This window comes from Marinobacter sp. DSM 26671, assembly GCF_900112835.1.
GTDB lineage: Bacteria > Pseudomonadota > Gammaproteobacteria > Pseudomonadales > Oleiphilaceae > Marinobacter > Marinobacter flavimaris.
Genome location: NZ_FONF01000021.1, coordinates 1 through 26,434, shown reverse-complemented (window position 1 = coordinate 26,434; position 26,434 = coordinate 1). Strand labels below are relative to the sequence as shown.

Genomic DNA, 26,434 nt, shown 5'->3' with positions numbered 1-26,434 from the left:
CTCAGTTAGTTGCGAAGAAAAACAACATTCCCCGGAGGATGTGAATGGCCCTGTCATGGAAACAGAAGTTCCTGCTGTTGATTGTTGCAACGCTGATTGGTCTGGCGATTGCCACTCTGGCCTCCCTGAGCGGGCTCGGCAAGGTATCTGACGCTTATGAGGCCCGAAGCGAAGCAAGAGCCTATGAATCCGCGTCCCTGACCCTGCTGAACGACTGGCTGGCACTCGAGAGAACGAGTGAGAATCTGGAACCGAACCAGGTTGAGAACTATCAGGAGAGACTGGCGTCGCTCGCGGTCCAGTCGTCGGCGCTCAGTGAATCCGCCGGAACCCTGCCGGGTGACGCGGTAAAGACCACTGCACAACAAATCCAGGAGCAGGTTGCGGAGTATACCCGACTTCGCACCGAATGGCTGGCCCTGAATCAACAGCTAGGCCTCACTCCGTCCAGCGGTCTGAGAGCAACAATGTCCGAAGCCATAAACGACAGGCTTCGGCAAATCAGCATTTCCATCTTCAACGACGACATCAACACCATCGCCTCCACCTACCGCGACTACCTGTCTACCTTCGATGCGACCTACGCCGAGTCAACCCGTGAGGCCCTGGCGCGGATGCAGACCACCGTCACCGAGATGGACTGGCAGGAAATTGACATCGGCCAGGCTGTCCAGGCGTTCGCCAATGCCTTTTCCGATGCCGAATCGCTCATCGCCAACCTGTCTGCCATTGAGAACCAACTGTCAGCCACCGGCACCCGTATTCGCGATCTGATTGCCGAGCAGAACACCCTCCTCCGCCAGGACATTATTGTGGCAACCAGCCAGCAGGCCGAAGAGGCCCGCGCCGCCTCAACCTGGCTGATCATTGCAACCGCTGCTGCGGTGGTGATTATCCTTATCCTGACCCTGACGACCGCCTCAAGAACACTGGTGAAACGACTCAATGAGACCGTAAACCTGCTCACCCGGGTCGCCGGCGGTGACCTCAGTCAGCGCCTTGAGCCAGGCAGGAATCCGAACGATGAATTCAATCGCCTGGGCGAAGCGGCCAACAAGATGCTGGACGATGTCTCGGACGTTATCGGGCAAGTCGTCGAGGGTAACCGCACGCTGTCATCGCTTCAGGTTGAACTGGATGCTCTAGTAGAGCAGATGGGCAGAAACGGCGAGCAAGTTGAAGACGAGACCGAGCAGACCGCCACTGCGGTTCAGGAAATCTCCCACACGGCGGTCGATATTGCCCAGTACACCCAGTCAGTCAATGACGCTGTTCAGAGCGCCAACGGTGCCGCCCATTCCGGTGCCGAGGTGGTCAGGCAAAGCGCGAAAACCATGACCGAACTGGCTGAAAGAATCCAGAAAACCCACGATCAGGTCAGCCAGCTGAGCAAAACCGGCGAGAAGGTCAATTCCATCGTTGGCGTAATCAACGGCCTGGCTGAACAGACTAACCTGCTGGCCTTGAATGCTGCGATTGAGGCGGCAAGAGCCGGCGAGGCCGGACGCGGTTTCTCGGTTGTTGCCGACGAAGTTCGGTCCCTCGCAGAGAAGACCGTATCGGCAACCAACGGGATTGCCGAGATCGTGGAATCCCTCAACCGTGAAACCCAGGCCATTTCCAGACTGATGAAAGAGGGCCTGACTTCCGCAGGTGAGGGAGAGGAAAGCTCGAGAGAGGCGGCGCACTCGATCGAACAGATCACCGGCTCGATACAACAACTGGCTGGCGACATGAATCAGGTGGTGTCCTCTGTTGAGGGGATATCAACGACCACCGAGGAAATCGCCCAGAAGGTGGAGCAGATCCACGGGCACACCCGGGAAACCTCGGATATCCGCCAGAAGCTCAACGCCCATATCGGACGACTATCATCCCAGGTAACCACCCTGACCCAGGCATCACAGGGCTTCCGTCTGTAACAGTGGGCCCTGGACAGGTTGCACGGCAGGGTTCCAGGCGTTAGCATGCTCGATACTGTACATTTAAACAGTATCGAGCATGCCCATGAAAACTCGCGCCACGGCCCTGAATCCCCACAACCGGTTCCAGCCCATTGTCACTGACCGGGAGGCAGACCATGACTGGTATCACGACCCCGAAGACGACCTGAACCCCGATACGCTCGCTACGGAAGTCGTCCTTGAGACCGCAAAATCCATAATCAGTCGAAATACGTCACCGGACGTACCGTTCGACCAATCGATCAATCCATACCGTGGCTGCGAGCATGCCTGCATTTACTGTTTCGCCCGCCCTACCCACGCCTATTGGGACATGTCACCGGGGCTGGATTTCGAAACCCGGCTGATCGCCAAACCCAACGCCGCCGCCCGCCTGAGAGAAGAGCTCGACAGGCCCGCCTACCGGGTGTCGCCCATCGCCCTGGGCGTCAATACGGATGCCTACCAGCCACTGGAGCGGGACCAGAGGATTACCCGCCAGGTGCTGGAAGTTCTGGCCGAGTATCGCCACCCGGTGTCGATCATTACCAAGGGCGCTCTCATCCTCAGAGACCTTGATCTGCTCCGCGAAATGGCTTCTGATGGGCTTTGCTCTGTGCGGATCAGCCTCACCAGCCTGAGCAACGATCTGAAACGACGCATGGAGCCGAGGACGGCCGCACCGGCCACCCGCCTCAAGATGATCAGGCAGCTCTCGGAGGCCGGCATTCCGACCGGTATCATCCTCGGGCCGGTAATCCCCTTCATCAACGATCACGAAATCGAGTCAATTCTGGAAGCCGCGGCAGAGGCGGGCGCCACCCGTGCCAGCTGGATCATGCTGCGTTTACCCCATGAACTGGACGAGCTGTTCCAGGACTGGCTGCAGCGGCACTTCCCGCAAAGGGCCGAGCATGTGATGAACCGAATGCGCGACCTCAGGGGCGGCAAGAGTTATGACGCCACCTTCGGCCGCAGAATGACGGGCACGGGCCCTTACTCGGACCTGATTCGCCAGCGTTTCACCAAAAAAGCACGGCGCTTGGGGCTGAACCTCCATGCAGAAGAACCGCTGCGAGGTGATCTTTTCCGGCGGCCAGGTGGGGAACAAATGCCGCTGTGGTAGCATCAGACTATTGCACTTTACCACCGCGATTAACGCCTCTCAGGGAAGAGGTGGAGAACACCCATGCATGGATTCAGACGTTTTTCCCTCGCCACAACATTGTTTGCCCTGCTGGGCACCCTCTGGCACCCCGTTTGCCTGGCAGCCGATGAAGCCATTGTTGCCAGGATTGAGGCCATGGAAGCCGGCTTCCCGGTTCAGGTGCTCGGAAGCCGGTTAATGGCCCACCAGGCACTGTCAGCCTTTTACGGGGCCAACGGATACCAGCCAGCATGGAAATCGGCTGAGCTTCGCCGGCAGTTGATTGATTCGGTTGAACAAGCCAGTCATGACGGTCTGAACCCGGCTGACTATCACGCGGATATTCTCTCGGGCCTGGCACTCAGACCCATGAGCGATTTCTCTGAAGACCTGAGGGCCGATCTGGATCTGCTGTTCTCTGATGCTTTTCTGATGCTCAGCTCACACATGCTGGTCGGCAAGGTCAACCCGCAGACGGTTCACGCCGAATGGACCGCCAACAGGCGCCAGCGCCAGATGGAATCCGTTTTAAAGGATGCGTTGCAGCGCTCGGATATAACCGGCACGCTGGATTCGCTGCGTCCGGCCGATCCCGCTTACCGGAAGTTGATGGCTGCAAGGCAGGACCTGACCAGACTGCTGGGCCAGCCCTGGTTACCTCTGGCCTTGCGCCCGACCATTCGGCCCGGCGACAGGGATGAGCGGCTGAATGAGGTCCGCCGACGACTCTCTCTATTGGGAGAGCTTGCAGAATCACCGGCAACAGTCACAGATCCGCGTGACTACGACGCGGAGCTTGAATCTGCGGTCATGCGCTTCCAGGCCCGACATGGGCTTGAAGCCGATGGCCTTATCGGGAAGGACACCCTGACAGCACTGAACCTGATACCGGTGGAACGCCTGCGCCACATTGACGCCACGCTCGAACGATGGCGGTGGCTGCCGGAATCCCTCGGCGACACCTATGTCCTGGTCAATATCGCCGGATTTGAACTGAAAATGGTGGAAAACGGCGAAGAAGTACTGCGCAAACGAGTGATCGTCGGCCAGCCCTTCCGCCAAACGCCGGTGTTCTCCGATCGCATCCGGTATCTGGTGTTCAATCCCACCTGGACCGTACCGCGAACGCTGATGATTCAGGATCAATTGCCCCGGATTCTCCGCGATCCGGACTATCTCTCCCGACTCAATATCAGCGTTTACCGTGGCTGGGGCACTGACCGGGAAAGAGTGGACCCGCTGGAGGTTAACTGGCCGTCACTGAATCGGAACAACTTCCCGTACCAGTTGGTGCAGGAACCCGGCCCTCAGAATGCCCTGGGTCAGATCAAGTTCATGTTTCCGAACCAGTACGATGTTTACCTGCACGATACGCCGGGGCGCGGCCTGTTTTCCCGGGCCGAGCGTTCATTCAGCTCTGGCTGCATCCGGGTTGAGCAACCTTTTGATCTTGCAGAGCGACTTCTGGCGTCGGCGCCCGACTGGTCCCGGGAAAAGATTGACCGGGTGGTTTCCGAGGCACAACCCCAGACTGTCGTGCTCCCGGAGCCGGTGCCTGTGCACATCCAATACTGGACCTCCTGGGTAGATAACGAGGGCAGGCTGCAGTTCCGCAATGATTTATACAACCGCGATGCCCGCCTGATTGATCAGCTCCGTGGAACCGCCGAGGGGGATACGCGCTACAATACTCCGGTAGCCGGCTCGGGCCCGGCACAGGACAAGCTCTGAAACAGGATACGCGCATCAGTTGAGGAGATATCATGAAACAGACCCTGCTATTGGTTTTCGGGATACTCTTACTGCAGGGATGTCAGTCGCTGCCGCCCGCCGAAGACGAAATTGACGGAGACACCGTTTTCGTCAGCGCCAACCATTGTCTCAACGAATACCTGGATGATCTTGAGAAGGTTCATTACGGTCCGTGTCTCAAGGTCATTGCGATAAACGACAATGAGCCGGCTGTAAGAGAAGACGGATTCATTGAACTACCGGCAGCGACAGCGCTGACCATTGGCGTGAGCTGCGTTTATCGCCACGCCGACGGCTCGCCTATTCCGGCAACCATGGAAAACGTAGACTTTGACGTGAGCAAAAACACGTTCGCAAAAGCCGGCCAACGCTGGTATCTCCACGCTCACAAACAGGCCCGCAGAGTTGTCGGCTGTGAGCCCACCCTGTCGCGCTCGGTCTACCCCACGAATGACACAAATTAGTGCCGATGCGCGGTGGCACCGGGTTCTAACGCTTTCAGATGGCAGGACCCTGGCGTTCACGGACGTTGGCGACCCCCTCGGCTACCCGATTGTCTTTGGGCACGGTATGCCGGGCAGCCGTCTGGAAGGCCGCTTCTTTGATGAAAAAGCCAGGGAGCACGGGTTTCGCATCCTGACCCCCGACCGCCCCGGTATCGGCAACTCCGATTTCCAGCCAGGGCGCAAGCTGCTCGATTACCCGGCCGATATCGAGCAGCTTGCCGATTCCCTGGAATTGGCGCGCTTCAGTCACATCGGCTGGTCCAGCGGCGGTTCCCGGACCCTGGCCTGCTGTTACCGACTCGCGGATCGGGTTGATCTCGGGGTCTGCCTTTCCGGGCTCACCCATTTTGCGGAATATCCAGGCTCCGGCGGACTGGTTCAGGCCACACGATGGCCGGGCCCGCAACTGGTCAGGCTCAGTCCCCGATTGACCCGGCTGGCCGTCACATTGATTGCCTGGCTATCCAGGCGTCACCCGGGACTTTATCTCAAAGGTGCCGAGGAAATGGCCAGCAGGCATGACCGCCAGCTATTGAGGAAGCTATTGAGCGACGGCGAATTCCAGCGTGATCAGCTCATGTGTCTCAACAGTGGCGGACGAGCCATTACCACCGATTTACTGACCGAACTTGGAAACTGGGGGTTCAGTCTTCGCGATATCCGGACCCCGGTATTCATCTACCAGGGCGAGGAGGATCCATTCGTGCCCATGGACTACGCTCGCCACCTCGCCAAAAATCTACCAGTCGCAGAGCTGACCCCGATGCCCGGCCTCGGTCATCTGTACCCGCTTTGCCGGGACTTTCAGGATCAGCTTTTTCAACGTCTTACTCTGCAGCTGGACCGCCATCAAACAAAGGAGTCACAGACACCATCATGACCAACAAAATCGATATCCACTATTGCACCGGTTGCCGCTGGCTTCTGCGCTCGGCCTGGATGGCGCAGGAGCTGCTGACAACCTTCGAAGGCGAGATCAGTGAATTGAGCCTGCACCCCGGCACTGGCGGTATTTTCGAGGTGTGGGTCAATGGCAAGCGGGTCTGGTCCCGCAAGCAAGACGGCGGCTTCCCGGAAATTACCAAACTCAAGCAATTGGTTCGCGACCAGGTTGCACCGGAACGCTCCCTTGGCCATTCCGACAGCAAAACCGGCACCTCAGAATAATCATTCAAAAATACTGACAGGCTGTGTCGATATTCTTCGCTTTTAGAGAAGGCGCTGCGCCCCGATAGTATCCCTCGTCCAATTCAACAACATGAAAGGGTATCTATGAGCGACGTGATGCAATCCATCAAATTCAACACCATCGAGGTACCTAATCGATTCGCCCTGGCACCAATGACACGCACCAGTGCGGAGCCGGACGGCACCCCGAATGCCCTGATGGCAGACCATTACGAACGCTACGCGAGGGGCGGCTTTGGTCTGGTGATCACCGAGGGAACCTATACCGATGGCAAGGCAAGCCAGGGCTATGCCAACCAGCCCGGCATCATCAACGAAGCGCAGATAGATGGCTGGAAGACCATTGTCGAACGGGTACACGCCGCAGGCAGCAAGATCATCGTTCAGTTGATGCACGCCGGCGCGCAGTTCCAGGCCAACCGTTTCACCGACCAGCCACAGGCGCCCAGCGAAGTTACCCCAAAAGGCGCCCCGCTTGGTTTCTATGGCGACCAGACTGAGTGGCAAACGCCCAGCGCCATGACCAGGACCGACATTCAGGCGGCGGTTGAAGGTTTTGCACATTCCGCCGCCAATGCGAAAGCCGCCGGCTTCGATGGCATTGAGATTCACGGGGCCAACGGCTATCTGTTGAATCAGTTCCTGAGCACCTACTTTAACCAACGCGACGATGAGTACGGTGGTTCACTGGAAAACCGGCTGCGCCTGGTGGTTGAAGTGGTCCGTGCGATTCGCGAGGCCGTTGGCGAGGACTTCACCGTAGGCATCCGCCTGTCTCAGGGCACGGTCACTGATCCAGACCACCAGCTGCCGGAGGGTGAAGCCGGATTCCGTCAGATTGTGGAAGCGGTCCGCGATGCAGGTGCCGATTTCGTCCATACAACCGACGGTGACGTTAACCGGAAGCATTTTGTAGAGGGTGATGAGAGCCTGGCTGGCGTGGCCGCCAGCGTTGAAGGGATCGGTCTTATCCTCAATGGCAACATTGATGAAACCAACTGCCAGGATGTGGCCAACCAGTTCCCGGACACGTTGCTTGCGGTGGGCAAGAAGGCGCTCGCAAACCCGGACTTCGTGCAGCGCCTCAAAGACGGCAAAGAGATTGCAGACATCGATTTCGCGATGCTGCAACCGAAGGCCACCATTTCCAACGAGCTGGCCTGGCGCGAGCAGAACGCCGCCTGATCGCTTTTCTCTCCCGAGAAATGCAGCCGGAGGAACCCACAGCGGGGCCTCCGGCGTAGCTACTTCAAGCTGCTATGCTGACATTACAAGCCAACGGGAGACTGAATGACTTCTGACATCAGTATTGTCTGGCTGGGAACCATTGCCAGCCTGCTGGCGGGCCTTGCCAGTGGCGTGGGCGCCCTGGGTGTGTTTCTTGTCCGTACCCTCACCCATAAACTGCAGGACGGTATGCTGGCTTCAGCCGCAGGCGTGATGTTGGCGGCGTCATTTTTTTCTCTGTTACTACCTGGCCTCGAGTACGGCGAACAGATTACTGGCGAGACCTGGACCGCCGCGCTGATTGTCATTTTCGGCCTGCTCTCCGGTGCCGCTGCCCTCTACTTTGTGCACCAGAAGCTGCCGCATCAGCACTTCGAACTGGGCCGGGAAGGATCGGACGCTTCTTACATCCGCGGCATTTGGCTCTTTATTGTCGCTATAACCCTCCACAACTTCCCCGAAGGCATGGCGGTGGGCGTCGGTTTTGCCGGCGGCGATGTCAATAATGGCTATGTTCTTGCCACCGGTATCGGACTCCAGAACATTCCGGAGGGGCTGGCCGTCGCTTTTTCGCTATTGGCCATCAACTACTCGCGAATCAAGGCCTTCAGCATTGCCCTGATGACTGGATTGGCCGAGCCACTGGGTGGTCTCTTCGGAGCGACGCTTGTCTGGCTTGCCGAGCCAATAATGCCCTGGACCCTTGGCTTCGCAGCAGGCGCCATGCTGTTCATCATCAGCAATGAAATTATCCCCGAAACCCATCACCGGCAATGGAAAATCATGTCCACCTTCTGCCTGATGGGCGGTTTTGCCGTAATGATGTTCCTGGATGCTACGTTGGGCTAACCGCCCAGACACCCGCCAGGGCTTCCAGAGCCTCCGCGATCAGAGGCTCGCCCTGTCGGTCCTGGTGCCATACGAAACTGAGCGCGCAAGGCAACTGCAACCCCTCAACAATTTCCAGGCCGGTTTCCTGGCGCTCAGCCATCGCCAATGCATCCCGCGCGAGACTCAAACCCACACCTGCCCTGACCAGGTCCAGCATGCACGCCTCCTGATCGACCTGGGCTACGCCCCGCGGCATTGACCCCATGGGTTCCAGAGTGCCTTTAAGCAGCCGGTGATGAACGGAGTCTTCTGGAGTCACAATCCAGGGCATAACTGCCAAGTCGGACCACTGCGCCGACCGAAGCCTCGGCCCCCAACCCGCCGGCGCAACCACATAGTAGTGAAACCGGGTCAGCTCACGGTGCACCACGTCCGGCGCCAGTGCACCCGGCCCGACGCCTGGCGGCGCCAGAAAAAAACCGACATCTAGCCGGCCATCCCGCACCTGCTCCAACACGCTACCACTCATACCCTGACGCAGTTCGGTTTCCAGTTGTGGCGCCCGCTCCACCAGGCGGTGCAGAAACGCCCCGAGACGGATAAATTCGGGATCCACGATGGTACCAATCCGCAACCGCCCTCGAAGGGTGTTGTGCAATGCCCGGGCGCTCTGCTCAAACGCCGCCATGGCAGCGAGTGCTTTTTCAGCCGAAGGCAAGAGAGCCTGGCCATCGGGGGTCAACACCAGACCCTGGGGCTTGCGCAGGAACAGTTTGAGTTCCAGTTCGTCCTGCAGTTGCTTGAGCTTGAGGCTGACGGCGGGCTGAGTCAGATGGAGGCGAGTGGCGGCGCGGCTTACACTGCCCTCACGGGCGACAGTAACGAACGCCCGAAGGCTCTGAAGGGGGTACATAAGCGTCTCGTTTCAGGTTCTCGATATAAGATTACCTTATATCTGGCTTTTGAAAATCTCAATTGCTTTCCCCCTTTGCCACACCTAACCTGTATGGTCAGAAATTACCCAAAGCTCCTTAAGGGCCCTTAGCAGAATGCATTTCTGCCATTTCGAGCGGCCAATCGCGAAAAGACAGAGGCATCCATGACCAACGCAACCATCCAGCATTATATCAATGGCGAAATATCTCTCGGCACATCCAGCCAGTCCCAGGACGTGTTCAATCCGGCCACCGGACAGGTCACAGGCCGCGTAGTTCTGGCCGGCCGTGAGGACGTAGACGCCGCTGTTGCTGCCGCCGATGCTGCATTCCCCGCCTGGGCCGACACACCGCCCATTCGCCGGGCCAGGGTCATGTTCAAGTTTCTGGAACTGTTGAACACCCACAAGGATGACCTGGCCCGCGCCATCACCGCGGAGCATGGCAAGGTATTTACGGACGCCCAGGGCGAAGTAGCCCGGGGCATCGACATCGTCGAGTTCGCCTGCGGCATTCCCCAGCTTCTGAAAGGCGATTACACCGAGCAGGTCAGCACGGGTATCGATAACTGGACCACCCGCCAGCCCCTGGGCGTGGTCGCCGGCGTTACCCCGTTCAACTTCCCGGCGATGGTGCCCATGTGGATGTTTCCGGTAGCCATCGCGGCAGGCAATACCTTTGTCCTGAAGCCCAGCCCCCTGGACCCGAGTGCTTCCCTGATGATCGCCGACCTGCTGAAACAGGCCGGACTGCCCGATGGCGTATTTAACGTGGTGCAGGGTGACAAGGACGCGGTGAACGCCCTGATCGAGCATCCGGATGTCCAGGCCCTGAGTTTTGTCGGATCCACTCCGATTGCCAACCTGCTGTACGAGAAAGGCGCCAAACACGGCAAGCGCATTCAGGCCCTCGGCGGCGCCAAGAACCACATGGTGGTGATGCCGGACGCCGATCTCGACAAAGCGGTCGATGCCCTGATCGGTGCCGCTTATGGTAGTGCCGGCGAGCGCTGCATGGCCATCAGTGTGGCGGTGCTTGTCGGGGATGTTGCGGACAAGATCGTGCCAAGACTGGCCGAGCGGGCCCGAAGCCTGAAAGTGAAAAACGGCGAACAGCTGGATGCCGAGATGGGCCCGATTGTTACCGCCGCCGCACACCAGCGCATTACCGGCTACATTGACAAGGGTATGGCAGAAGGTGCCGAGCTGGTCGTGGATGGCCGGGAGTTCGATGCCTCGAACACCGGCGATGGCTGCGCCGATGGTTTCTGGATGGGCGGTTCACTGTTTGATCACGTCACGCCCGATATGACGATCTATCGTGAAGAAATCTTCGGACCGGTTCTGGCCTGTGTCCGGGTACCCGATATCGCAACGGCGATTCGTCTGATCAACGACCACGAATTCGGCAACGGTGTCAGCTGCTTCACCGAGAGCGGCAGCGTGGCCCGGGAATTTGGCCGCCGAATCCAGGTCGGCATGGTCGGGATTAACGTACCCATTCCCGTACCCATGGCGTGGCACGGCTTTGGCGGCTGGAAGCGCTCGATGTTTGGCGACACCCACGCTTACGGCGAAGAGGGCGTGAAGTTCTACACGCGCCAGAAATCCATCATGCAGCGCTGGTCCGATTCCATTGATGCCGGTGCGGAATTTGTGATGCCGACCGCCAAGTAACTAGAAAACCAGCAGCGGAGAAAACGCCATGTCCGACAACAACAATGCGACGGGACATCAGGAGTTCGATTACATCATTATCGGCGCCGGCACTGCCGGCTGCCTGCTGGCCAACCGGCTGAGCGCAAACCCGGAGAATCGGGTGCTACTGATCGAGGCTGGCGGACGGGATAACTACCACTGGATTCATATCCCGGTGGGCTACCTGTACTGCATCGACAATCCGCGAACAGACTGGCGTTTCCGTACCGAGCCCGATCCTGGCCTGAACGGCCGATCCCTCATCTACCCCCGCGGCAAGACTCTGGGTGGCTGCTCCAGCATCAACGGGATGCTCTATATTCGTGGTCAGGCCCGTGATTACCAGCAGTGGGCCGAAATTACCGGCGAGGACGCCTGGAACTGGGACAACTGTCTTCCCGATTTCATGCGCCATGAAGATCACTACCGCCTTGATGAGGGCGGCGATGCCGATCCGGAGCACCGCAAGTACCACGGTCACGGCGGGGAATGGCGTGTGGAGCATCAGCGCCTGAAGTGGAAAGTGCTGGAGGACTTTGCCACTGCCTGCGTCGAGGCGGGCATACCCCGGACCCGGGATTTCAACCGCGGCGACAACGAGGGCGTGGATTACTTTGAGGTGAATCAGCGCTCCGGCTGGCGCTGGAATACGTCCAAAGCGTTCCTGAGGAACGCGGAAAAGCGTTCCAACCTGACCCTGTGGCACTCAACCCATGTATTAGGGCTCGAGACAGAAAACGCCGGCTCCGGACCTCGCTGTGTCGGCGTTCGGGTCGAGCGGTCTGGCGGAGATGACGTTATCGCCAGGGCAAAACGGGAAGTCATCCTGTCCGCTGGCGCCATTGGCTCCCCGCAGCTTCTGCAACTCTCGGGCATTGGTCCCGCCGACCTCCTCAAGGAACACGGAATTGATGTAGTTGCCGACCTGCCCGGCGTTGGCGAGAACCTCCAGGATCACTTGCAGATCCGGTCTGTGTACAAGGTGAAAGGGGTCACAACGCTGAACACCATGGCCAATTCCCTGATCGGCAAGGCCAGGATCGGCCTGGAATACCTGCTTACACGCTCGGGGCCGATGAGTATGGCGCCCTCACAGCTGTGTCTGTTTACCCGCAGTTCCGAGGAATACGATTACGCCAACATCGAATACCATGTGCAGCCCCTTAGCCTGGACGCCTTCGGGCAGCCGCTTCACAATTTCCCGGCCATCACCGCCAGCGTCTGCAATCTGAACCCCACCAGCCGGGGTACGGTGCGCATCCGCAGCAACGATCCAAAACAGGCACCGGCGATATCCCCCAATTACCTGAGCACGCCGGAAGACCGGAAAGTTGCGGCAGACTCGTTGCGAGTGACGCGTCGTATTGCCGAGCAGCCTGCGTTCATGCAGTACCAGCCGGAGGAATTCAAACCCGGCCTTGAGTACCAGACCGACGACGAGCTGGCGAAGCTGGCGGGCGACATCGGCACCACGATCTTTCACCCGGTGGGCACTACCCGTATGGGGCGAGCCGATGATGAACAGGCAGTAGTGGACCCGCACCTGAGGGTCCGGGGTGTGGCGGGATTGCGCGTGGTGGATGCTGGGGTAATGCCCACGATCACCAGCGGCAACACCAATTCGCCAACCCTGATGATTGCCGAGAAGGCCGCCAGGTGGATTCTGGCGGGTGATTGAGCATTGAACTGATTGCAGTTTCCAGGTTTTTACCGGCGGACAGGCTGCTAGAATCGGCAGCCTGTTTCAATTGCAAAGGACTGATCCACCATGACGCTTGCAACCTGGCTGACCGTGGTCACCATCTGCATTCTGGGCGCTATGTCCCCGGGACCCTCGCTGGCACTGGTGCTCAAGCAGACGCTCACCGGTGGTCGGCGCAATGGCATCATGACCGCTCTTAGCCATGGCATCGGTGTCGGCATCTATGCCTTTCTGAGCATCCTCGGGCTCGCCGCCATCATCACCGCCTCGCCAACGGCGTTTTCAATTCTGCAATGGGGCGGCGCCCTGTACCTGGCCTGGCTGGGCGTGAAAGGACTGATGGCAAAGCGGCAGGCGGATGACGAACTGCCCGAGCCGCCCACCACCAAAAGTGCGGCCCGTGACGGTTTTCTGATTGCCTTCTTCAACCCGAAAATCGCGGTATTCTTCCTGGCCCTGTTCAGCCAGGTCGTGGGCACCGACACCAGCCTGATGGCCAAGTTCGGCTATGCCGCAACCGCCCTTGTCATTGATACCAGCTGGTACCTGATCGTTGCCTGGCTGTTCTCCAACCCGAAATGGCTGACCCTGCTCAGACAGAAAGCCGTGTGGTTCGAGCGTATCTTCGGGGCCATTCTGCTTGGCCTGGCTGGCCGTCTGGTTGTCGGGATTCTGAACGGGAAATAACCGGCTCAGCCCGCCAGCTGGACGATCTCATCGTACTCGCGCGTCTGGACCACCTGCTCGGCGGCGGGTTCTGCCGCCAGATGGCAGGCCTCATTGACCATGGCACTGGCCACTGTTTGCGCCTCAATGCCGCGGTACTTATCCAGGGGACCGATCAGCAGACGGTTCACCAGCGGCATCGCTTTTATGCCAAGGGCCTCGGCGGTGCGCTGTTCTTTGCGATCGCCCAACAACAGACTCAGGTGATAGATGGACAGGTAGGGATAGTCGAGATCTCTCAGGGCGTCTTCAAGCTCGCCCTTTACCCGGTTATAGAAAATAGTCGACGACGACGAGGCACCGATCGCAGACATCAGGATGAACGCTCGCACTCCACGGGAGCGGCCCAGCTCACCCGCTTTCATCGGGTAGCCCAGATCCACCTTCCGGAACTGATCCTGTGAGCCCGCTTTTTTGATGGTGGTGCCCAGGCAGCAGATAATCACATCTACGTCGAACAGTTCGGCGTGATCCTCCAAGCGATCGAAATCGACTTCATGCTGTGCCAGTTTGTCATGCAGCGTCGGCAGCTTGTGTCTCACCAGCGCCACCACCTGCGAAACTTCCTCCCTTCCCAGCAAACCCTGTAGCACTTTGCCACCAGTCAGGCCGGTAGCGCCCAGCAACATCACCCTCATAATCGTCTTTCCCCCATAACCGACTTACCATCCTACCAAAGACCCGCAACAAACGCTGACAGGATGGCGTAAGTCTCCCCGACCGCGAATACTAACGATAGAATCAGAGTTTTACTTTACGGGTAACGGAGACCTGCTTGAAATCGCTTTTGCTTATCCTCGTGACTGTCATCTTCCTTACCGGCTGCCAGGAATCCCCTACCGGCCGGAACCGCCTGGCCCTGGTTCCCGAAGCTGTTCTGGCTGATATGGGCCAGGAAAGCTTCGCGCAGATGAAGCAGCAGAATGCCGTAATCACAAGGCCTGACATCAACCGCTTAGTACAGTGCATTACGGAAGCTCTGGTCAGCGCCGCCCACACCCGATATCCGGACGCTCCAATGCCCCAGTCCTGGGAGATTGCCGTCTTTGAAAATGCCACACCCAACGCTTTTGCCCTGCCCGGAGGCAAGATCGGCGTGCATTCAGGGCTACTTGAACTGGCCGAAAACCAGGCCCAACTGGCCACGGTCATTGGTCACGAAATAGCCCATGTTCTTGCCGACCACGGCAATGAACGCCTGACCCAGGAACTGGGCCTGCAAGCAGGAATGCTGCTGGTGGGCCTGTTCACCGAAAGTGAAATTGCGGAGAACCAGATACAGCAGGCTCTGGGCATTGGCGCCCAACTGGGTATTACGCTGCCGTTCAGTCGTGCCCATGAGGAGGAGGCCGATTTGATGGGCCTGGAAATCATGGCCCGGGCCGGTTTTGAACCGGGCCAGAGTGTCAGGCTCTGGCAGAACATGGCGCAGGCTTCGGGCGCACAACCGCTGGAATTTCTGTCCACCCATCCGAATCACGACACCCGCATTGCCTCCCTTCAAAATCAGCTGGAGACTGCCCGCTCGGTTTTTGAAACGGTTCCTCCAGCCGACTGTCAGATCTGATCAAGTCGCACTCACCGTATAATTGACTATCATCAAGTCTAGCGGCGCGTTAAAACTGAGGCAGATTCCATGGTGGAACGCTTGCCACATCCGGATGGTTTCCGGCTGGTCCTGACACCCAACCGTTCCCTCAGCTGGCATGGCAATGTCCGGATCTGGGCAGCCCTGTTCGTGCTTTCAGCCCTTATCGCAACGGGCTTTACGCTTATGGGCGCCTGGGTGATTATTCCGTTTGCCGGGCTGGAGCTGATTGCGCTCGCTTGCGGCATCTACCTGACCTCACGGGAGTGCCAGCGGCAGGAGGTGCTGTCCATCGACGATGAGGACATTCGTCTGGAGAAAGGCAGAAAGCGCAAGCAGGCCGAGTGGACCCTTCCCACCCGTTATGCGCGGCTCAGGGTTGCCTCACCGCCGCACCCGTTCACACCGGCTAAGCTCTCTCTGACCCATCGAGATACCGAAGTATCAATTGGCGGTTTTCTGAACATCGAGGATACCGAAAAGCTCATTGGCATGCTTGAGAAGAACGGGTTGCTGATCGAACGCAAAGAGCCCGATCCGCAGATCGGGCTCTGGTTCTGATCATTCCGCCCATTCCTGATTGCTTACTCGTAACTTGCCGCGATTCTTTCGATCTCTCCAGCCTCACGGGCCTCGTCCAAAGCCTGCTGGAGATCCTCGATCACAGCCGGATCGGTGTTGTTACTGAATGCCAGATACATGGGCGTCTCCCGGAATACCAGCACCGGCTGCAGCCCGGTGATACCGTGCTCTTCCTCTGCCATCAGGGGGCCCACCAGGCCGTCGGTAACCCACAGGTCGGCCTGGCCGAGGGTAAGGCGACGAGTGTTCACATCACCTGAAACCCCCATCACCACGTTGAATCCCTGGTCAACCAGGTACTCGGACATCACGTCGCCCTTGTACCCGGCGATTCTCAGGTCTTTGGCTTCTTCCAGGGAGTCCAGAGAGATATCGGAGTCTGGCGCGGCGAACAACGTCCACTTGATTGATGCCAGAGGACCTACCCATTGAAACTGATCTTCCCGCTCGTCGGTGCGCGCGGTGCAGAACAGACCATGATTTTCGCGATCCTGTACCCAGTTGTAGGCGTAACTCCAGTCCCGCATTTTCATCACGTAGTCATAGTCGACCCGGGACAGCATCGCCTTGACCATATCCGCACAGATGCCGGTTATGTCGTCTTCATTGTGGGCGAACCCTTTTCCGGTTTCAGAGGCATTATAGGGAGGGTAGTTTTCCGTAAAGATATACAGGCGCTCGGCCGCAAGGACCGGGAGGCCAATGGCCGACAGGGTCAACGCGATGAGGCCGGTTTTAATGCCTGTGATTAACTTCGAGGAGACCGGTGCAGTTTCTGTGGGCATTCTCTAGTCCTTTTCGACGATTCAGCTGGAACGGAAGTCAGGCGGCCGCATTGAGTGGCCATAAACCAGGGACATGATTGCAAAAGCGACATACTGGCATTTAATGTCAGCCTTTCTGGTTGATTATGCCAGCAAAACCCATGATTGCGCTTCCTGCGGAAAAAGTCAGTGACAAAACGTATCTGGAAAACCTGCCATCTTTCTGTGGAGCTCAGGCGCCACCAGAGATAACGTCTCCGGCGTCACCGTCGGCAGTACTGACAATCCTGTCACTAATCACACGCAGGCAGCCGCTCTTGCAGACTACGTTGAGAGGCGTTCTGGAGACCACATCCCCGTCGGCCGTAACGGTCTTAGGTTTGCCGGTGTGTACCAGGCAGCGTTGGCTCCTGATATGGACCAGCGTGCTGGTGCGCCGAGGAGTCTGCCGGTTCAGGCGAACCATCAGAAACGTGAACAAAAGCTGAAGAATGGGGCGTGGCCGGACCGCGACAATAGCCAGCTGGCCATCGCTGACGGACGCCTCGGGAATCTCGTTGCCACCGCCAAAAAAAGCGCCATTGGCCACCGCGATGGAAAGCCACCGGCCCTTCACGACACCCCGATCGCAACGGATGGTTTCCCTGAAGCCTCGCTTCGCGTTCAGCCGGCGTAATAATTCGACCACATAGCTGAAACGCCCGAAGAGCTTTTTTTCGGTACCGCGGGATTCCCGTGCAGGCAGGGTTCCCATGCCGACATGGGCAACGTTCAAAAACATACCATCACCAAAATCCGCGACATCCACAATTTGCGTTCGGCCGCTGGCAATCAACTCACACAGCGCTTCCGGCTGGTGGGGAAGCCCCAGATTCCGGGCAAAGTCGTTGGCTGTACCAGACGGCAGGACAGCGAGGGTGGCGCCCTTCTCTCGGCAAACGGCGGCGGCCCGGTTTACCGAACCGTCTCCGCCCGCGACTATAAGCGTGTCCCGGTCGTCAAGCCTGGTGCTCCAGTCGGATTCCTCAAAGTCACGGCATCGAGGATCATGGATACCGGCAGTTGCCAGGTGCTCCAGCCAGAAGTCCCTGCCTCGCTCACCATCGCCAGCACCGGAATTGCATATCAGCCAATAAGTCATGGCGCTTGTCTCTGCTCCCCTGCTCCAGCACAATCCTGTCGACCATTCCCTCACAATAATGAACAACAAGGCAAGCTCGATGGATTTTGTCAGAACCCCGGAAAAACGCTTTGAACGACTCCTGGATTACCCGTTTGAGCCCCACTACGTGGAGGTAGACGGGCTGCGTATGCACTACTTGGACGAAGGGCCGGCCAACGAAAGTCCCGTTCTGATGATGCATGGCGAACCTTCCTGGTCTTACCTCTACCGGCATATGATTCCGATCTGCGCGGCGGCCGGCCACCGGGTTATCGCCCCGGACCTGATCGGTTTCGGCAAGTCCGACAAACCCACGTCCCTTGACGACTATTCCTACCAGCAGCACATGGACTGGATGCAATCGTTCCTCGATCAGCTCGGACTCACCAACATCACTCTGGTATGCCAGGATTGGGGCTCATTGCTTGGGCTGCGGCTGGCGGCAGAGAATCCCGAGCGGTTCCGGGCCATTGTGGTGGGCAACGGCATGTTACCTACCGGCGATCAGACAGCCCCGCCGGCCTTCAAGATCTGGAAGAATTTTGCCCTGCACAGTCCCTGGTTTCCCATTGCACGGATCATCAACACCGGCTCTTTCCGCAAGCTGGGCCCCGATGAAATGCGGGCCTACGACGCGCCCTTCCCTGGCAAAAAGTACAAAGCCGGCGCCCGGGCCTTCCCCAGACTGGTGCCGATGCACCCGGACGATCCCGCCAGTGAGGCTAACCGGAACGCCTGGAAAGTGCTCGAACGTTGGGAAAAGCCGTTTCTGACCACCTTCAGCAATGGCGATCCGATCACTCGGGGCGGCGACGCCTATATGCAGAAGCGGATTCCAGGTGCAAAAGACCAGCCCCACGTAACCCTCAAGGGCGGTCATTTTCTTCAGGAAGATTCACCCGTGCCCTTCGCCCGGGCCATCAATGATCTGCTCGCGACACTCTCCTGAGCGGTGTAGTCCTGAGGGTGGCAAACTCAATCCTGGCCCACCGGCACCCGCGGCCGGTAGTGCCAGGAAGACCAGCTGTACAGGCCCAGTGCAATCCAGATCACCACAAAGCTCGTCAGTTGGGCATCACTCAAAGGCTCGCCGAACACGAGCAGGGCAATAAAGAACTGCAGGGTGGGATTGATGTACATCAGGAAGCCGACGGTCGCCAACCGCAGGCGCCGGGCGGCACCGGCAAAAAGTAGCAGCGGAATGGCTGTCACAATGCCGCTGGCCATCAGCAGGCTGCCAATGTAGGCACTGTCGGCGAAGTGCGACATTCCCTCGCTCGCCAGCCATCCAAAGGTCAGCAGGCCGACCGGCAACAGCAGCATGGTTTCAACGAACAGGCCGGAAAGCCCATCGAGCACCACCTGTTTTCGAACGAGGCCATAAGTACCGAAACTCATGGCAAGGGCGAGTGAAATCCACGGCAGTTCACCAAGCATCGCAAGCTGGATCAGAATACCAACGCCTGCGAGCATCACCGCAGCCATCTGCCACGGCCCCATGCGTTCGCGAAGCACGAGCATGCCCAGGGCGACATTCACCAGTGGCGTCAGGAAATAGCCCAGGCTGGCCTGGAGAACATGGCGGGTTTCCACGGAATAAATGTAGATGCCCCAGTTGGCGGCAATGAGCAGCGCACAGGCAAGAACGCGCCAGAGCTGCTTCGGATTCGCCAATGCCGCTCTCACAGCAGGCCAGCGACGGAGGCCACTTATGACCACAGCGAGAAAAACACAGGACCAGATGATCCGGTGAATCAAGATTTCAAAGGCCGGCACACCCTCAAACAGGGCAAAGAACAGAGGAAAACAGCCCCAGATCGTGTAGGCACTCAGGCCATACCAGACCCCTTTGGTCGCATCCGTCATGTATTAGCCACTCCCGGACACCCTTCCTAGGCTGGTTTTTTCTGGGTGGCAACCAGAGCCACACCAACGATAGCGACGAGCCCGCCTGTCATTGCCAGTCCTCCAAGGCGCTCATCGAACAGCAGATACGCTTCCAGCGCGGTAACCGGAGGCACCAGGTAGAACAGACTGGCCACCTGGGAAGCAGCACCCTGGCGTATCAGCCACATCAGAAGAAGGACGGCGCCGGTGGATAACCCAATCACAAGCCAGGCCATGGACAACTGCAACTGCAGGCTCCACTCAACCTCGCGGGTTTCGAGGGCGAAGGCTCCAATGGCAAACAGGGCGGCCGCTGCCGCAAATTGGATCAGCGTGCCGGCCACCAGATCCGCGCTGGCGCCGAAGCGCTTCTGGTAGACCGTGCCCATGGAAATTCCAGCGAGGGCAAAACCCGCCCAAAGCAGGCTCCAGGGAGAAAAGCCGGAGGCCTGACCACTCATACCGAACTTCTCGAGGAGGACAAGCGCGACACCGACCAGCCCCAGTATAAGTCCAATCCACTGACGTCCGCTGACTGTTTCCTTGAGGATTGCCACCGCCGCCGCAGCCGTCACCAGGGGTTGCAGCCCCACAATCAGGGAAACAATTCCGGACGCCATGCCATCCTGAATCGCGTAGTAGACACCGCCCAGATAGCAGCCATGCACCAACATCCCGGTAACCGCAAGGTGTCCGGCACCTCGCCAGCCCGGCCAGCGGGTTTTCATGACCCAGGCCAGGGCTCCAAGCACCACCAGTGTCAGCAGCATGCGGATCAGCAGCAGCGTAAACGGCTCCGCAAAGGGCAGACCGTACTTGGCGCCGATAAAACCAGTACTCCACAGCCAGACGAACAGCGCGGGCACGAAAAACGAGTAAAACAGTGAGCGCATGAAACTCAACCGGATTCGATGTATTTGTCAGTCAGCTTACTTTATAAGTTAGCAGGCAAACAAAACAGATACAGAAATCCGGTTTCGTGACCAGTACAGTTTGTCAGGCACGGGTCTCCGGCAGCCTTACTTCGATAGCCGGCTCGGAATCGTGCCAGTTACCCTCCCAGGTGACTTCGGGTGCTGCGCCCGGCCGGGGCGTAATGGTGACGGACACGGATCCGAAACTGGTCGGTGCCGGCCCGAAGCGGATTGGTTTGTCCTGCTTCAGCCACCGTGGAGGGATACCAGCTCCGAGAATGAGACGATCTCCCTCCTCCCGGACAAAGCAGTTGCGGACCATCAACACCCACTCGGCCGACGCCCAGACATGGTGACCATCGCCCATACAGCCGCCCTCGGTCGCCGGATGTATGGCTTCCGGCCATTGCCCGGTGGGCGATGCGAGGCCGGCCACCGCATCCACCAGATCCAGGAATCGAGCATCGCCCGCACGCAGGAGAACCTGAGCCACGTGCAGGGTGAGGTAGGCGTTAAGACCCGAGTGAATCATGTCCTGATAGAACGCCCCTTTCACAAAGCATTTTTCGAGGAGGAATTCGGCACAGTCCAGCAACCTGGGATCATCCGGCTCACACAGCTGGGTCGGATAACCCATCGCCAGTGAGCCTATGGTGCCCGCATCCAGGCGGCGATAGGGCGAGGCCGGCATTCCCGGTCGTTTGAGTCGCTGCTCGCAGGTTGCCAGGCTGCGATCCACCGTCTGACTGAACTCCCGGGCACCGGCGCCAAAATGCTCGCCGGTTTCCCGGTCGATCGGGGCAAACAATGATTCGGCGGCCTTCAGGCCGGCGATGCCCCAGAAGTCGTCCCAGTAGTAATAGTCATTGGGCCCCAGGTGCTCGGCACTGAATCCGGCGGGCAAAAGGCCAGCGTGAGGCCCTTCGATATTTTCACTCAGGCGTTTATTCTCGATCCAGCGAGCGCCCTTGCGCACCGGCTCTTGCCACTCCGGGTGCAGAGGTCGACCCGTAAGCTCATGGAACCGCCTCAGAATCCAGAGCACTTCTCCATTGGCATCCCATTCCCCTTCCTGGGAGCGGAAATAGCCGTTTTTCAGTTGCCGCGCCGGGAACTGGTAGAGCGCCCGCTCAGCGCGATCTGTAAGACCTGCACAGAGCAAGGCATGGATAATGAACGCGGCATCGCGAAACCAGAAACGCTTGTAGGTATAGGGCCCGGGGTACACATCTTCCGGAGAGTGCAGCACCAGGGAATTCAGGGCGGCGTCATAGAGGAACTGCCAGTTTTCGTCGGGGCACTCCAGGCGGGCATGGCCATGAAGGGCGGCCGCCCAGCCGTCAGAGCGAATAACTGGCGCCGACTCATCCTGCAGCGGCACCCTGAGCCTGAGCTCCGACTCCTCACCTGCTTCGACCCGGAACAGGGCCGCTGCGGTGACCATGCCGACGTCGCACTGCCCTTCGCACTGGTCTTCCTTGTCCTGCAGATGAATCCGAACATCACCCTCGCGATAGTTCGACACATGATGACGCTCTGCCGGGCGACTGAAAAACACCGCCTGCTTGCCATCTATGGTCCAGGCGTCTCTCTGCTCGGACAGCCGGACCTTGTTGATAAAGCTGATTCCTTCAGGATTGGCGGGGCGCAAGGATATGACCAGAGAGCCGGAAGTCTCGGCCCGGGCCTTCACGACCATTTCGCAAACCGCCCGGCCGTTCTCGACCACCACCCGGGAACGACTGGTCAGGGCCAGCCCGTCCAGTTCGGACTCTGTGACCACGCAGGGACCATCCTCAAGTTCCTGGCGTTGCCGGGCCGTTTTGCAACGAGAGGGCAGAAGGCACCGGCCATCGTCCGCCAGCAGCCACGCATCCAGTGACCAGCCGTCATGGAACGGTGTCAGCAACCCCCGGGGATCCACCACGGGCAACTCATCCACATCCGGCTGGCCGATGGCCGTCCAGTTACGGTTACTGAGATTGATGTGGGTAATCGAGAATGCCCGGGGAATGAAGGCAATGTCTTCGGGGTCGAACTGGCGCTCCACCCAGTAAGGCCAGACCCAATCGAGGTTGTGCTGGATGACCCGACTGTTGATCAGCCCCCGCGCATGGAAAACCACGCCGGCCCGGAGCAGTTCGATGGGCTCGCCGACTTCCGAAGGCTGGGCAAAACTGTGAAGTTTCCCGAGCAGCGCGATCGGATCGAGGAAACCATGGCGGTGGGCCACGCGTTTTACCAGGTAACGCCAGGGCAGCCACTTCATCCAGCTCATTCGTTTGCCTCCTGTTCTGTTGGCTCAGTCTCGACCTTGTAACGGGCGAGTGCCCGCCGGGCGAGACGATTGAGAAACACCACGGCCATTACCGTGCCTACGAAACCGGCACCGTAAATGGCCCACTCCAGGGGTGAACGGCCGGTTTCCCGCACACCCAGAGTTGACAGGTCGGCGGCAAGCGAGCCGAGATACACGTTATGCAGGGAAAAGGGAATCACACCGAAAAAGGTGCCGACAACGAAACCGCCAAACGAGAAGTTGGTGAGACCGAACAGAAAATTGGACAGCTTGCCGGGGAAGAAAGGGATCAGACGGGTCAGGAGTACGATTTTCCAGCCGTGAGGCGCCATTTCGTTGCTGACGACAGACAATCGCGCGCGGCTGCGAATGTACACACGGGCGTGCTCACCCAGAAAATGCCGGGCAACCAGAAAGGCAATGGCCGAGCCCAACGTAGTGCCCACCACCACGTAGGCTGTGCCTTCCAGCACGCCGAACACGAAACCCGCTCCGGTGGTCAACAACACCCCTGGCAGAAGCAGCACCATGGCCAGCACCATGATGCCGACAAACAAGAGAGCCGCCCAGGCCCCCTGGGTATCAAACCAGCGCAGAAGCTCGACGACCTGCTGATGCACACCGAAGGCGTAAAGCAGACCGACTATCAGCCCAACGGCGGCAATGCTCCCGCCCATCCAGAGGACGGGCGACTTCTTCCAGTTGCTCATGGCCTCACCCTAACGCGGGAGGGCACCGGGTCTCAAAGGCCGGACAGGTCATCCGCGCTTTATGAGCTACTGAGAATCGACTGGAGTTTCTGGGTCAGATCGACTGCCTCTGCCCCCAACGGCGTGAGATAGCCGCCATCTTTCTGGCTGATCAGCCCCTTGGCATGAAGGTTTTCGGCGGCCTTCACCGTTTCCGGAGCCGCCGAATGGGCATGAACCTTGAGCCCTTCCTGAGTCGAGGTGGAAGGAAATTGGCCCAGCAAATTGAGTTCGGCAAGGTGATCAACAGAGAATGGCATGGCATTTCCTCGTATTATTATCGGGGGTTTACATTCAGCATAGCCGATTCACACCATGAAGCTTTCACGAATTCTCAGCAACCGGAATGACATCAGTCGTCGTCAGGCCAACTTTCTGATTGCTTCCGGTCGGGTGGCCATAAATGACGTCACCTGCCGCGATGCTGCTGCCGAGGTGGATCGGTTTTCATGCGTACGGATGGACGGCGATATCATTCAAGAGGCTGAAGCCTGCCATTACCTCATGCTCCACAAACCCGCAGGTTTTCTGAGTGCAACGCTCGACGACACCCATCGGACCGTGATGGAGCTGATCTCGCCAGAACTGCGCGAGGATCTGCACATTGCCGGACGACTCGACCGCGCCAGCACGGGCCTGCTTATTCTCACCAATGATGGCCGCTGGTCACGCCAGCTCACCGAGCCCCGAATCAAGATCCCGAAAGTCTACCGGGTCAGCACCGCCTATCCGATCTCTCCAGAGACCCCTCATCGATTCGCGGAAGGCATCTGGTTTGAGTTCGAGCAACTCACCACCTCACCTGCTGACCTGGATCTTCTTAGCACCTGTGAAGCCAGAGTGACCATTTACGAAGGCCGCTACCACCAGGTAAAACGCATGTTCCATGCCGTCGGTAATCGCGTAACGGCCCTGCATCGGGAACGGATGGGGAATATCCGGTTGGACGATGACCTGGCGGCCGGCGAATACCGCTCACTGACTGCCGAAGAAATCAACCTGATGCCGGATTGATCTGCCTCACAAACGCAGAGCCAGCATGGGCTATGCTTTCAGGGTAGCTCAAACAGAAACAGGGAAGATTCACGGCAATGCCAAACCAGACGAGCGATTTTTACCCACGGCCACTGCGTCATCTCAGTAGCTACCTCTCGGGGCTGGTGCAGGGCAAGCTCTGGCTGAAGGTGCTCGTTGGCATGTTCCTCGGGTTGATTACAGGCACGCTGCTGGGGCCGTCGGTGGGACTCGTGGAACCGGAAACCGGTACATTGATCGGTAACTGGCTGGCTTTCCCGGGGCAACTGTTCCTCGCCACCATCCAGATGATCGTAATCCCCCTGGTAATTGCCTCGGTGGTTCGCGGGCTCGCCGCCAGCGAAGACCTTGAACAGTTGCGAAAGCTCGGCCTGAGGGTAACCGGCTTTTTCGTAATCACGACGGCCATGGCAGCATCGATAGGTCTCTGGATCGGCGACCTGATCAACCCCGGCAGAATGATGGCAGGGCTTGGCACTCCGGTTGCGGCCGGGGAAAACAGTATGCCTGTCGCCTCCATGCCGGGGGTAGATGAGCTGCCCAAGACCCTGATCGGGCTGCTACCGGGCAACCCGCTCGATGCCATGGTTGAAGGCCAGATGCTCCAGGTGGTGATCTTCTCCATCATTGTCGGCATCGCCCTGGTGAGCATGGCCCCGGAAAAATCCAGGCCCATGCTGGACCTGCTCGATTCCCTCCAGCAAATCTGCATGACGGTCGTGCGCTGGGCAATGCGCCTCGCCCCGATTGCCGTGTTCGGCCTGATGGCCCAACTCACAACCACCCTGGGATTCCGGGCAATGCTGGGCATGGCATCCTACGTTGCAACCGTCATTGCGGGCTTGCTGGTACTTCTGGGCGTTTACATGCTGATCCTGAAGCTGCTCGCCGGCCAATCCCCCGTCCGGTTCCTGAAAGACACCCGGGATGTGCTGTTGCTGGCCTTTTCCACCTCCAGCTCGGCGGCCGTCATGCCGCTTTCCATTAGAACCGCCGAAGACAAGCTCGGTGTCCGGCCGTCGGTTTCCCAGTTCGTGATTCCCCTGGGCGCCACCATCAACATGAACGGCACGGCACTCTACCAGGCCGTTGCTACCATCTTTCTGGCACAGGTCTACGGCATTGATCTCAGCATGGGCAGTATGGCGCTCGTGGTCGCCATGGCTGTGGGCGCGTCCATCGGCTCTCCCGCCACGCCCGGGGTAGGCATCGTGATCCTTGCCATGGTGCTGCAAACCGTGGGCATTCCTCCCAGCGGCATCGCACTGATCATGGGTGTGGATCGAATCCTGGATATGTGCCGGACGGCCATCAACGTGACGGGCGACCTGGTGACCTGCCGGCTGATGGAGAATCTGGCGGGAAAGAGACTGCCGCTCGAACCAGTACCGGAAGAAACGTCTTGATCGGGCGGAGGTGACTAGACCAGCGCTGGGCCAGCTCAGATGCTGTCGGAGCGGAGGCTGTAAACCAAATTGTGTAACTGCCCACGACTGAGTAGTCTTTTCAAAAGGATACCATCGTGGGTACGCAATTGGACCAAGAAAAACTTAAAGCTATGGCCGCCGAGCTGGCCAAGGACATCAAGTCTGAAAAAGATCTCGGAGCCCTCACACAGCAGTTGGTCAAGCTCACCGTCGAGACTGCACTCAACGCCGAACTGGATGAGCATCTTGGATACGAGAAGCACGCTCTTGAAGGCCGTGGCACCGGCAACAGCCGTAACGGCTATTCCGCCAAGCGCCTGAAGGGCCAGCACGGCGAAGTACCGATACAGACTCCTCGTGACCGGGACGGTTC

26 protein-coding genes are annotated in these 26,434 nt (G+C 58.8%); 17 read left to right on the top strand and 9 right to left on the bottom strand.

What is annotated here, in order from left to right; all coding sequences use genetic code 11:
- Positions 1 to 44: 44 nt before the first annotated feature.
- From BM035_RS18255 to BM035_RS18220, 8 genes are all read left to right on the top strand, one after another.
- Entirely contained in the window at positions 45 to 1,922 is a 1,878-nt protein-coding gene (locus BM035_RS18255) for a methyl-accepting chemotaxis protein (protein ID WP_008173889.1), read from the top strand.
- Between the two features lie 85 nt (positions 1,923 to 2,007).
- A complete protein-coding gene (locus tag BM035_RS18250) occupies positions 2,008 to 3,069 on the top strand; it encodes a PA0069 family radical SAM protein (RefSeq protein ID WP_053112771.1) in 1,062 nt (353 codons plus the stop codon).
- A 63-nt stretch (positions 3,070 to 3,132) separates the two neighbouring features.
- The gene (locus BM035_RS18245; protein WP_092033583.1) at positions 3,133 to 4,821 is read left to right on the top strand and encodes a L,D-transpeptidase family protein; all 1,689 of its coding nucleotides are present in this window, start codon (positions 3,133 to 3,135) and stop codon (positions 4,819 to 4,821) included.
- Positions 4,822 to 4,853: 32 nt separating this feature from the next.
- Complete coding sequence (locus tag BM035_RS18240) at positions 4,854 to 5,306, top strand: hypothetical protein (RefSeq protein ID WP_053112772.1); 453 nt, start codon at positions 4,854 to 4,856, stop codon at positions 5,304 to 5,306.
- On the top strand, positions 5,293 to 6,228 hold the full coding sequence (locus BM035_RS18235) for an alpha/beta fold hydrolase (protein ID WP_053112773.1): 936 nt from the start codon (positions 5,293 to 5,295) through the stop codon (positions 6,226 to 6,228). The genes BM035_RS18240 and BM035_RS18235 overlap by 14 nt, the downstream gene beginning before the upstream one ends.
- Entirely contained in the window at positions 6,225 to 6,515 is a 291-nt protein-coding gene (locus BM035_RS18230) for a SelT/SelW/SelH family protein (RefSeq protein ID WP_008173882.1), read from the top strand. Before BM035_RS18235 ends, BM035_RS18230 begins: the two co-directional genes overlap by 4 nt.
- 105 nt (positions 6,516 to 6,620) lie before the next feature.
- A complete protein-coding gene (locus BM035_RS18225; RefSeq protein ID WP_053112774.1) occupies positions 6,621 to 7,721 on the top strand; it encodes an oxidoreductase in 1,101 nt (366 codons plus the stop codon).
- Positions 7,722 to 7,826: 105 nt separating this feature from the next.
- The gene (locus BM035_RS18220; RefSeq protein ID WP_008173877.1) at positions 7,827 to 8,612 is read left to right on the top strand and encodes a ZIP family metal transporter; all 786 of its coding nucleotides are present in this window, start codon (positions 7,827 to 7,829) and stop codon (positions 8,610 to 8,612) included.
- On the opposite strand, the gene BM035_RS18215 is transcribed toward BM035_RS18220, so the two are convergent.
- On the bottom strand, positions 8,599 to 9,507 hold the full coding sequence (locus tag BM035_RS18215) for a LysR family transcriptional regulator (RefSeq protein WP_092033580.1): 909 nt from the start codon (positions 9,505 to 9,507) through the stop codon (positions 8,599 to 8,601). The two genes, BM035_RS18220 and BM035_RS18215, sit on opposite strands and share 14 nt — an antisense overlap.
- Positions 9,508 to 9,693: 186 nt before the next feature.
- Between BM035_RS18215 and BM035_RS18210 the strand changes: the two genes are divergently transcribed.
- The 3 genes from BM035_RS18210 to BM035_RS18200 all read left to right on the top strand — a co-directional run bounded on the left by BM035_RS18210 (position 9,694) and on the right by BM035_RS18200 (position 13,615).
- On the top strand, positions 9,694 to 11,205 hold the full coding sequence (locus tag BM035_RS18210) for a CoA-acylating methylmalonate-semialdehyde dehydrogenase (protein WP_092033578.1): 1,512 nt from the start codon (positions 9,694 to 9,696) through the stop codon (positions 11,203 to 11,205).
- A gap of 28 nt (positions 11,206 to 11,233) precedes the next feature.
- Complete coding sequence (locus BM035_RS18205) at positions 11,234 to 12,904, top strand: GMC family oxidoreductase (protein WP_008173871.1); 1,671 nt, start codon at positions 11,234 to 11,236, stop codon at positions 12,902 to 12,904.
- Positions 12,905 to 12,994: 90 nt separating this feature from the next.
- The gene (locus BM035_RS18200) at positions 12,995 to 13,615 is read left to right on the top strand and encodes a LysE family translocator (protein WP_092033575.1); all 621 of its coding nucleotides are present in this window, start codon (positions 12,995 to 12,997) and stop codon (positions 13,613 to 13,615) included.
- Between the two features lie 5 nt (positions 13,616 to 13,620).
- Here BM035_RS18200 and BM035_RS18195 read toward each other — a convergent pair whose 3' ends face one another.
- Positions 13,621 to 14,292, bottom strand: coding sequence for an NAD(P)H-binding protein (locus BM035_RS18195; protein ID WP_092033572.1), 672 nt, complete (start codon positions 14,290 to 14,292; stop codon positions 13,621 to 13,623).
- 137 nt (positions 14,293 to 14,429) lie between these two features.
- Between BM035_RS18195 and BM035_RS18190 the strand changes: the two genes are divergently transcribed.
- Both BM035_RS18190 and BM035_RS18185 read left to right on the top strand, forming a co-directional pair.
- The gene (locus tag BM035_RS18190; protein WP_092033570.1) at positions 14,430 to 15,221 is read left to right on the top strand and encodes a M48 family metallopeptidase; all 792 of its coding nucleotides are present in this window, start codon (positions 14,430 to 14,432) and stop codon (positions 15,219 to 15,221) included.
- A 69-nt stretch (positions 15,222 to 15,290) separates the two neighbouring features.
- Positions 15,291 to 15,803 (top strand): DUF2244 domain-containing protein, encoded by a 513-nt coding sequence (locus BM035_RS18185; protein ID WP_092033567.1) that lies wholly within the window; start codon positions 15,291 to 15,293, stop codon positions 15,801 to 15,803.
- A 23-nt stretch (positions 15,804 to 15,826) separates the two neighbouring features.
- On the opposite strand, the gene BM035_RS18180 is transcribed toward BM035_RS18185, so the two are convergent.
- Both BM035_RS18180 and BM035_RS18175 read right to left on the bottom strand, forming a co-directional pair.
- A complete protein-coding gene (locus BM035_RS18180) occupies positions 15,827 to 16,609 on the bottom strand; it encodes a substrate-binding periplasmic protein (RefSeq protein ID WP_092033564.1) in 783 nt (260 codons plus the stop codon).
- A gap of 211 nt (positions 16,610 to 16,820) precedes the next feature.
- Positions 16,821 to 17,729, bottom strand: coding sequence for a diacylglycerol/lipid kinase family protein (locus tag BM035_RS18175; protein WP_092033562.1), 909 nt, complete (start codon positions 17,727 to 17,729; stop codon positions 16,821 to 16,823).
- A 79-nt stretch (positions 17,730 to 17,808) separates the two neighbouring features.
- Between BM035_RS18175 and BM035_RS18170 the strand changes: the two genes are divergently transcribed.
- Positions 17,809 to 18,699 carry a haloalkane dehalogenase gene (locus BM035_RS18170; RefSeq protein ID WP_039882028.1) on the top strand — a complete coding sequence of 297 codons (891 nt, stop codon included), beginning with the start codon at positions 17,809 to 17,811 and terminating at the stop codon, positions 18,697 to 18,699.
- Between the two features lie 26 nt (positions 18,700 to 18,725).
- Here BM035_RS18170 and rarD read toward each other — a convergent pair whose 3' ends face one another.
- From rarD to BM035_RS18145, 5 genes are all read right to left on the bottom strand, one after another.
- Positions 18,726 to 19,616, bottom strand: a complete 891-nt coding sequence (gene rarD / locus BM035_RS18165; protein ID WP_053112782.1) for an EamA family transporter RarD — start codon at positions 19,614 to 19,616, stop codon at positions 18,726 to 18,728.
- 26 nt (positions 19,617 to 19,642) lie between these two features.
- Entirely contained in the window at positions 19,643 to 20,530 is an 888-nt protein-coding gene (locus tag BM035_RS18160; protein ID WP_053112783.1) for a DMT family transporter, read from the bottom strand.
- A gap of 103 nt (positions 20,531 to 20,633) precedes the next feature.
- On the bottom strand, positions 20,634 to 22,829 hold the full coding sequence (locus BM035_RS18155) for a hypothetical protein (RefSeq protein ID WP_092033559.1): 2,196 nt from the start codon (positions 22,827 to 22,829) through the stop codon (positions 20,634 to 20,636).
- Positions 22,826 to 23,560, bottom strand: a complete 735-nt coding sequence (locus BM035_RS18150; protein WP_008173851.1) for a TVP38/TMEM64 family protein — start codon at positions 23,558 to 23,560, stop codon at positions 22,826 to 22,828. The genes BM035_RS18155 and BM035_RS18150 overlap by 4 nt, the downstream gene beginning before the upstream one ends.
- A 59-nt stretch (positions 23,561 to 23,619) precedes the next feature.
- On the bottom strand, positions 23,620 to 23,859 hold the full coding sequence (locus BM035_RS18145) for a TIGR02647 family protein (protein WP_008173849.1): 240 nt from the start codon (positions 23,857 to 23,859) through the stop codon (positions 23,620 to 23,622).
- 55 nt (positions 23,860 to 23,914) lie between these two features.
- On the opposite strand from BM035_RS18145, the gene BM035_RS18140 reads away from it, so the two are divergent.
- The 3 genes from BM035_RS18140 to BM035_RS18130 all read left to right on the top strand — a co-directional run.
- On the top strand, positions 23,915 to 24,613 hold the full coding sequence (locus BM035_RS18140; protein ID WP_092033557.1) for a pseudouridine synthase: 699 nt from the start codon (positions 23,915 to 23,917) through the stop codon (positions 24,611 to 24,613).
- Between the two features lie 77 nt (positions 24,614 to 24,690).
- Positions 24,691 to 26,040 (top strand): dicarboxylate/amino acid:cation symporter, encoded by a 1,350-nt coding sequence (locus tag BM035_RS18135; protein WP_092033554.1) that lies wholly within the window; start codon positions 24,691 to 24,693, stop codon positions 26,038 to 26,040.
- Between the two features lie 128 nt (positions 26,041 to 26,168).
- A partial coding sequence (locus BM035_RS18130; RefSeq protein ID WP_139216067.1) for a transposase occupies positions 26,169 to 26,434 on the top strand: 266 nt, incomplete at its 3' end.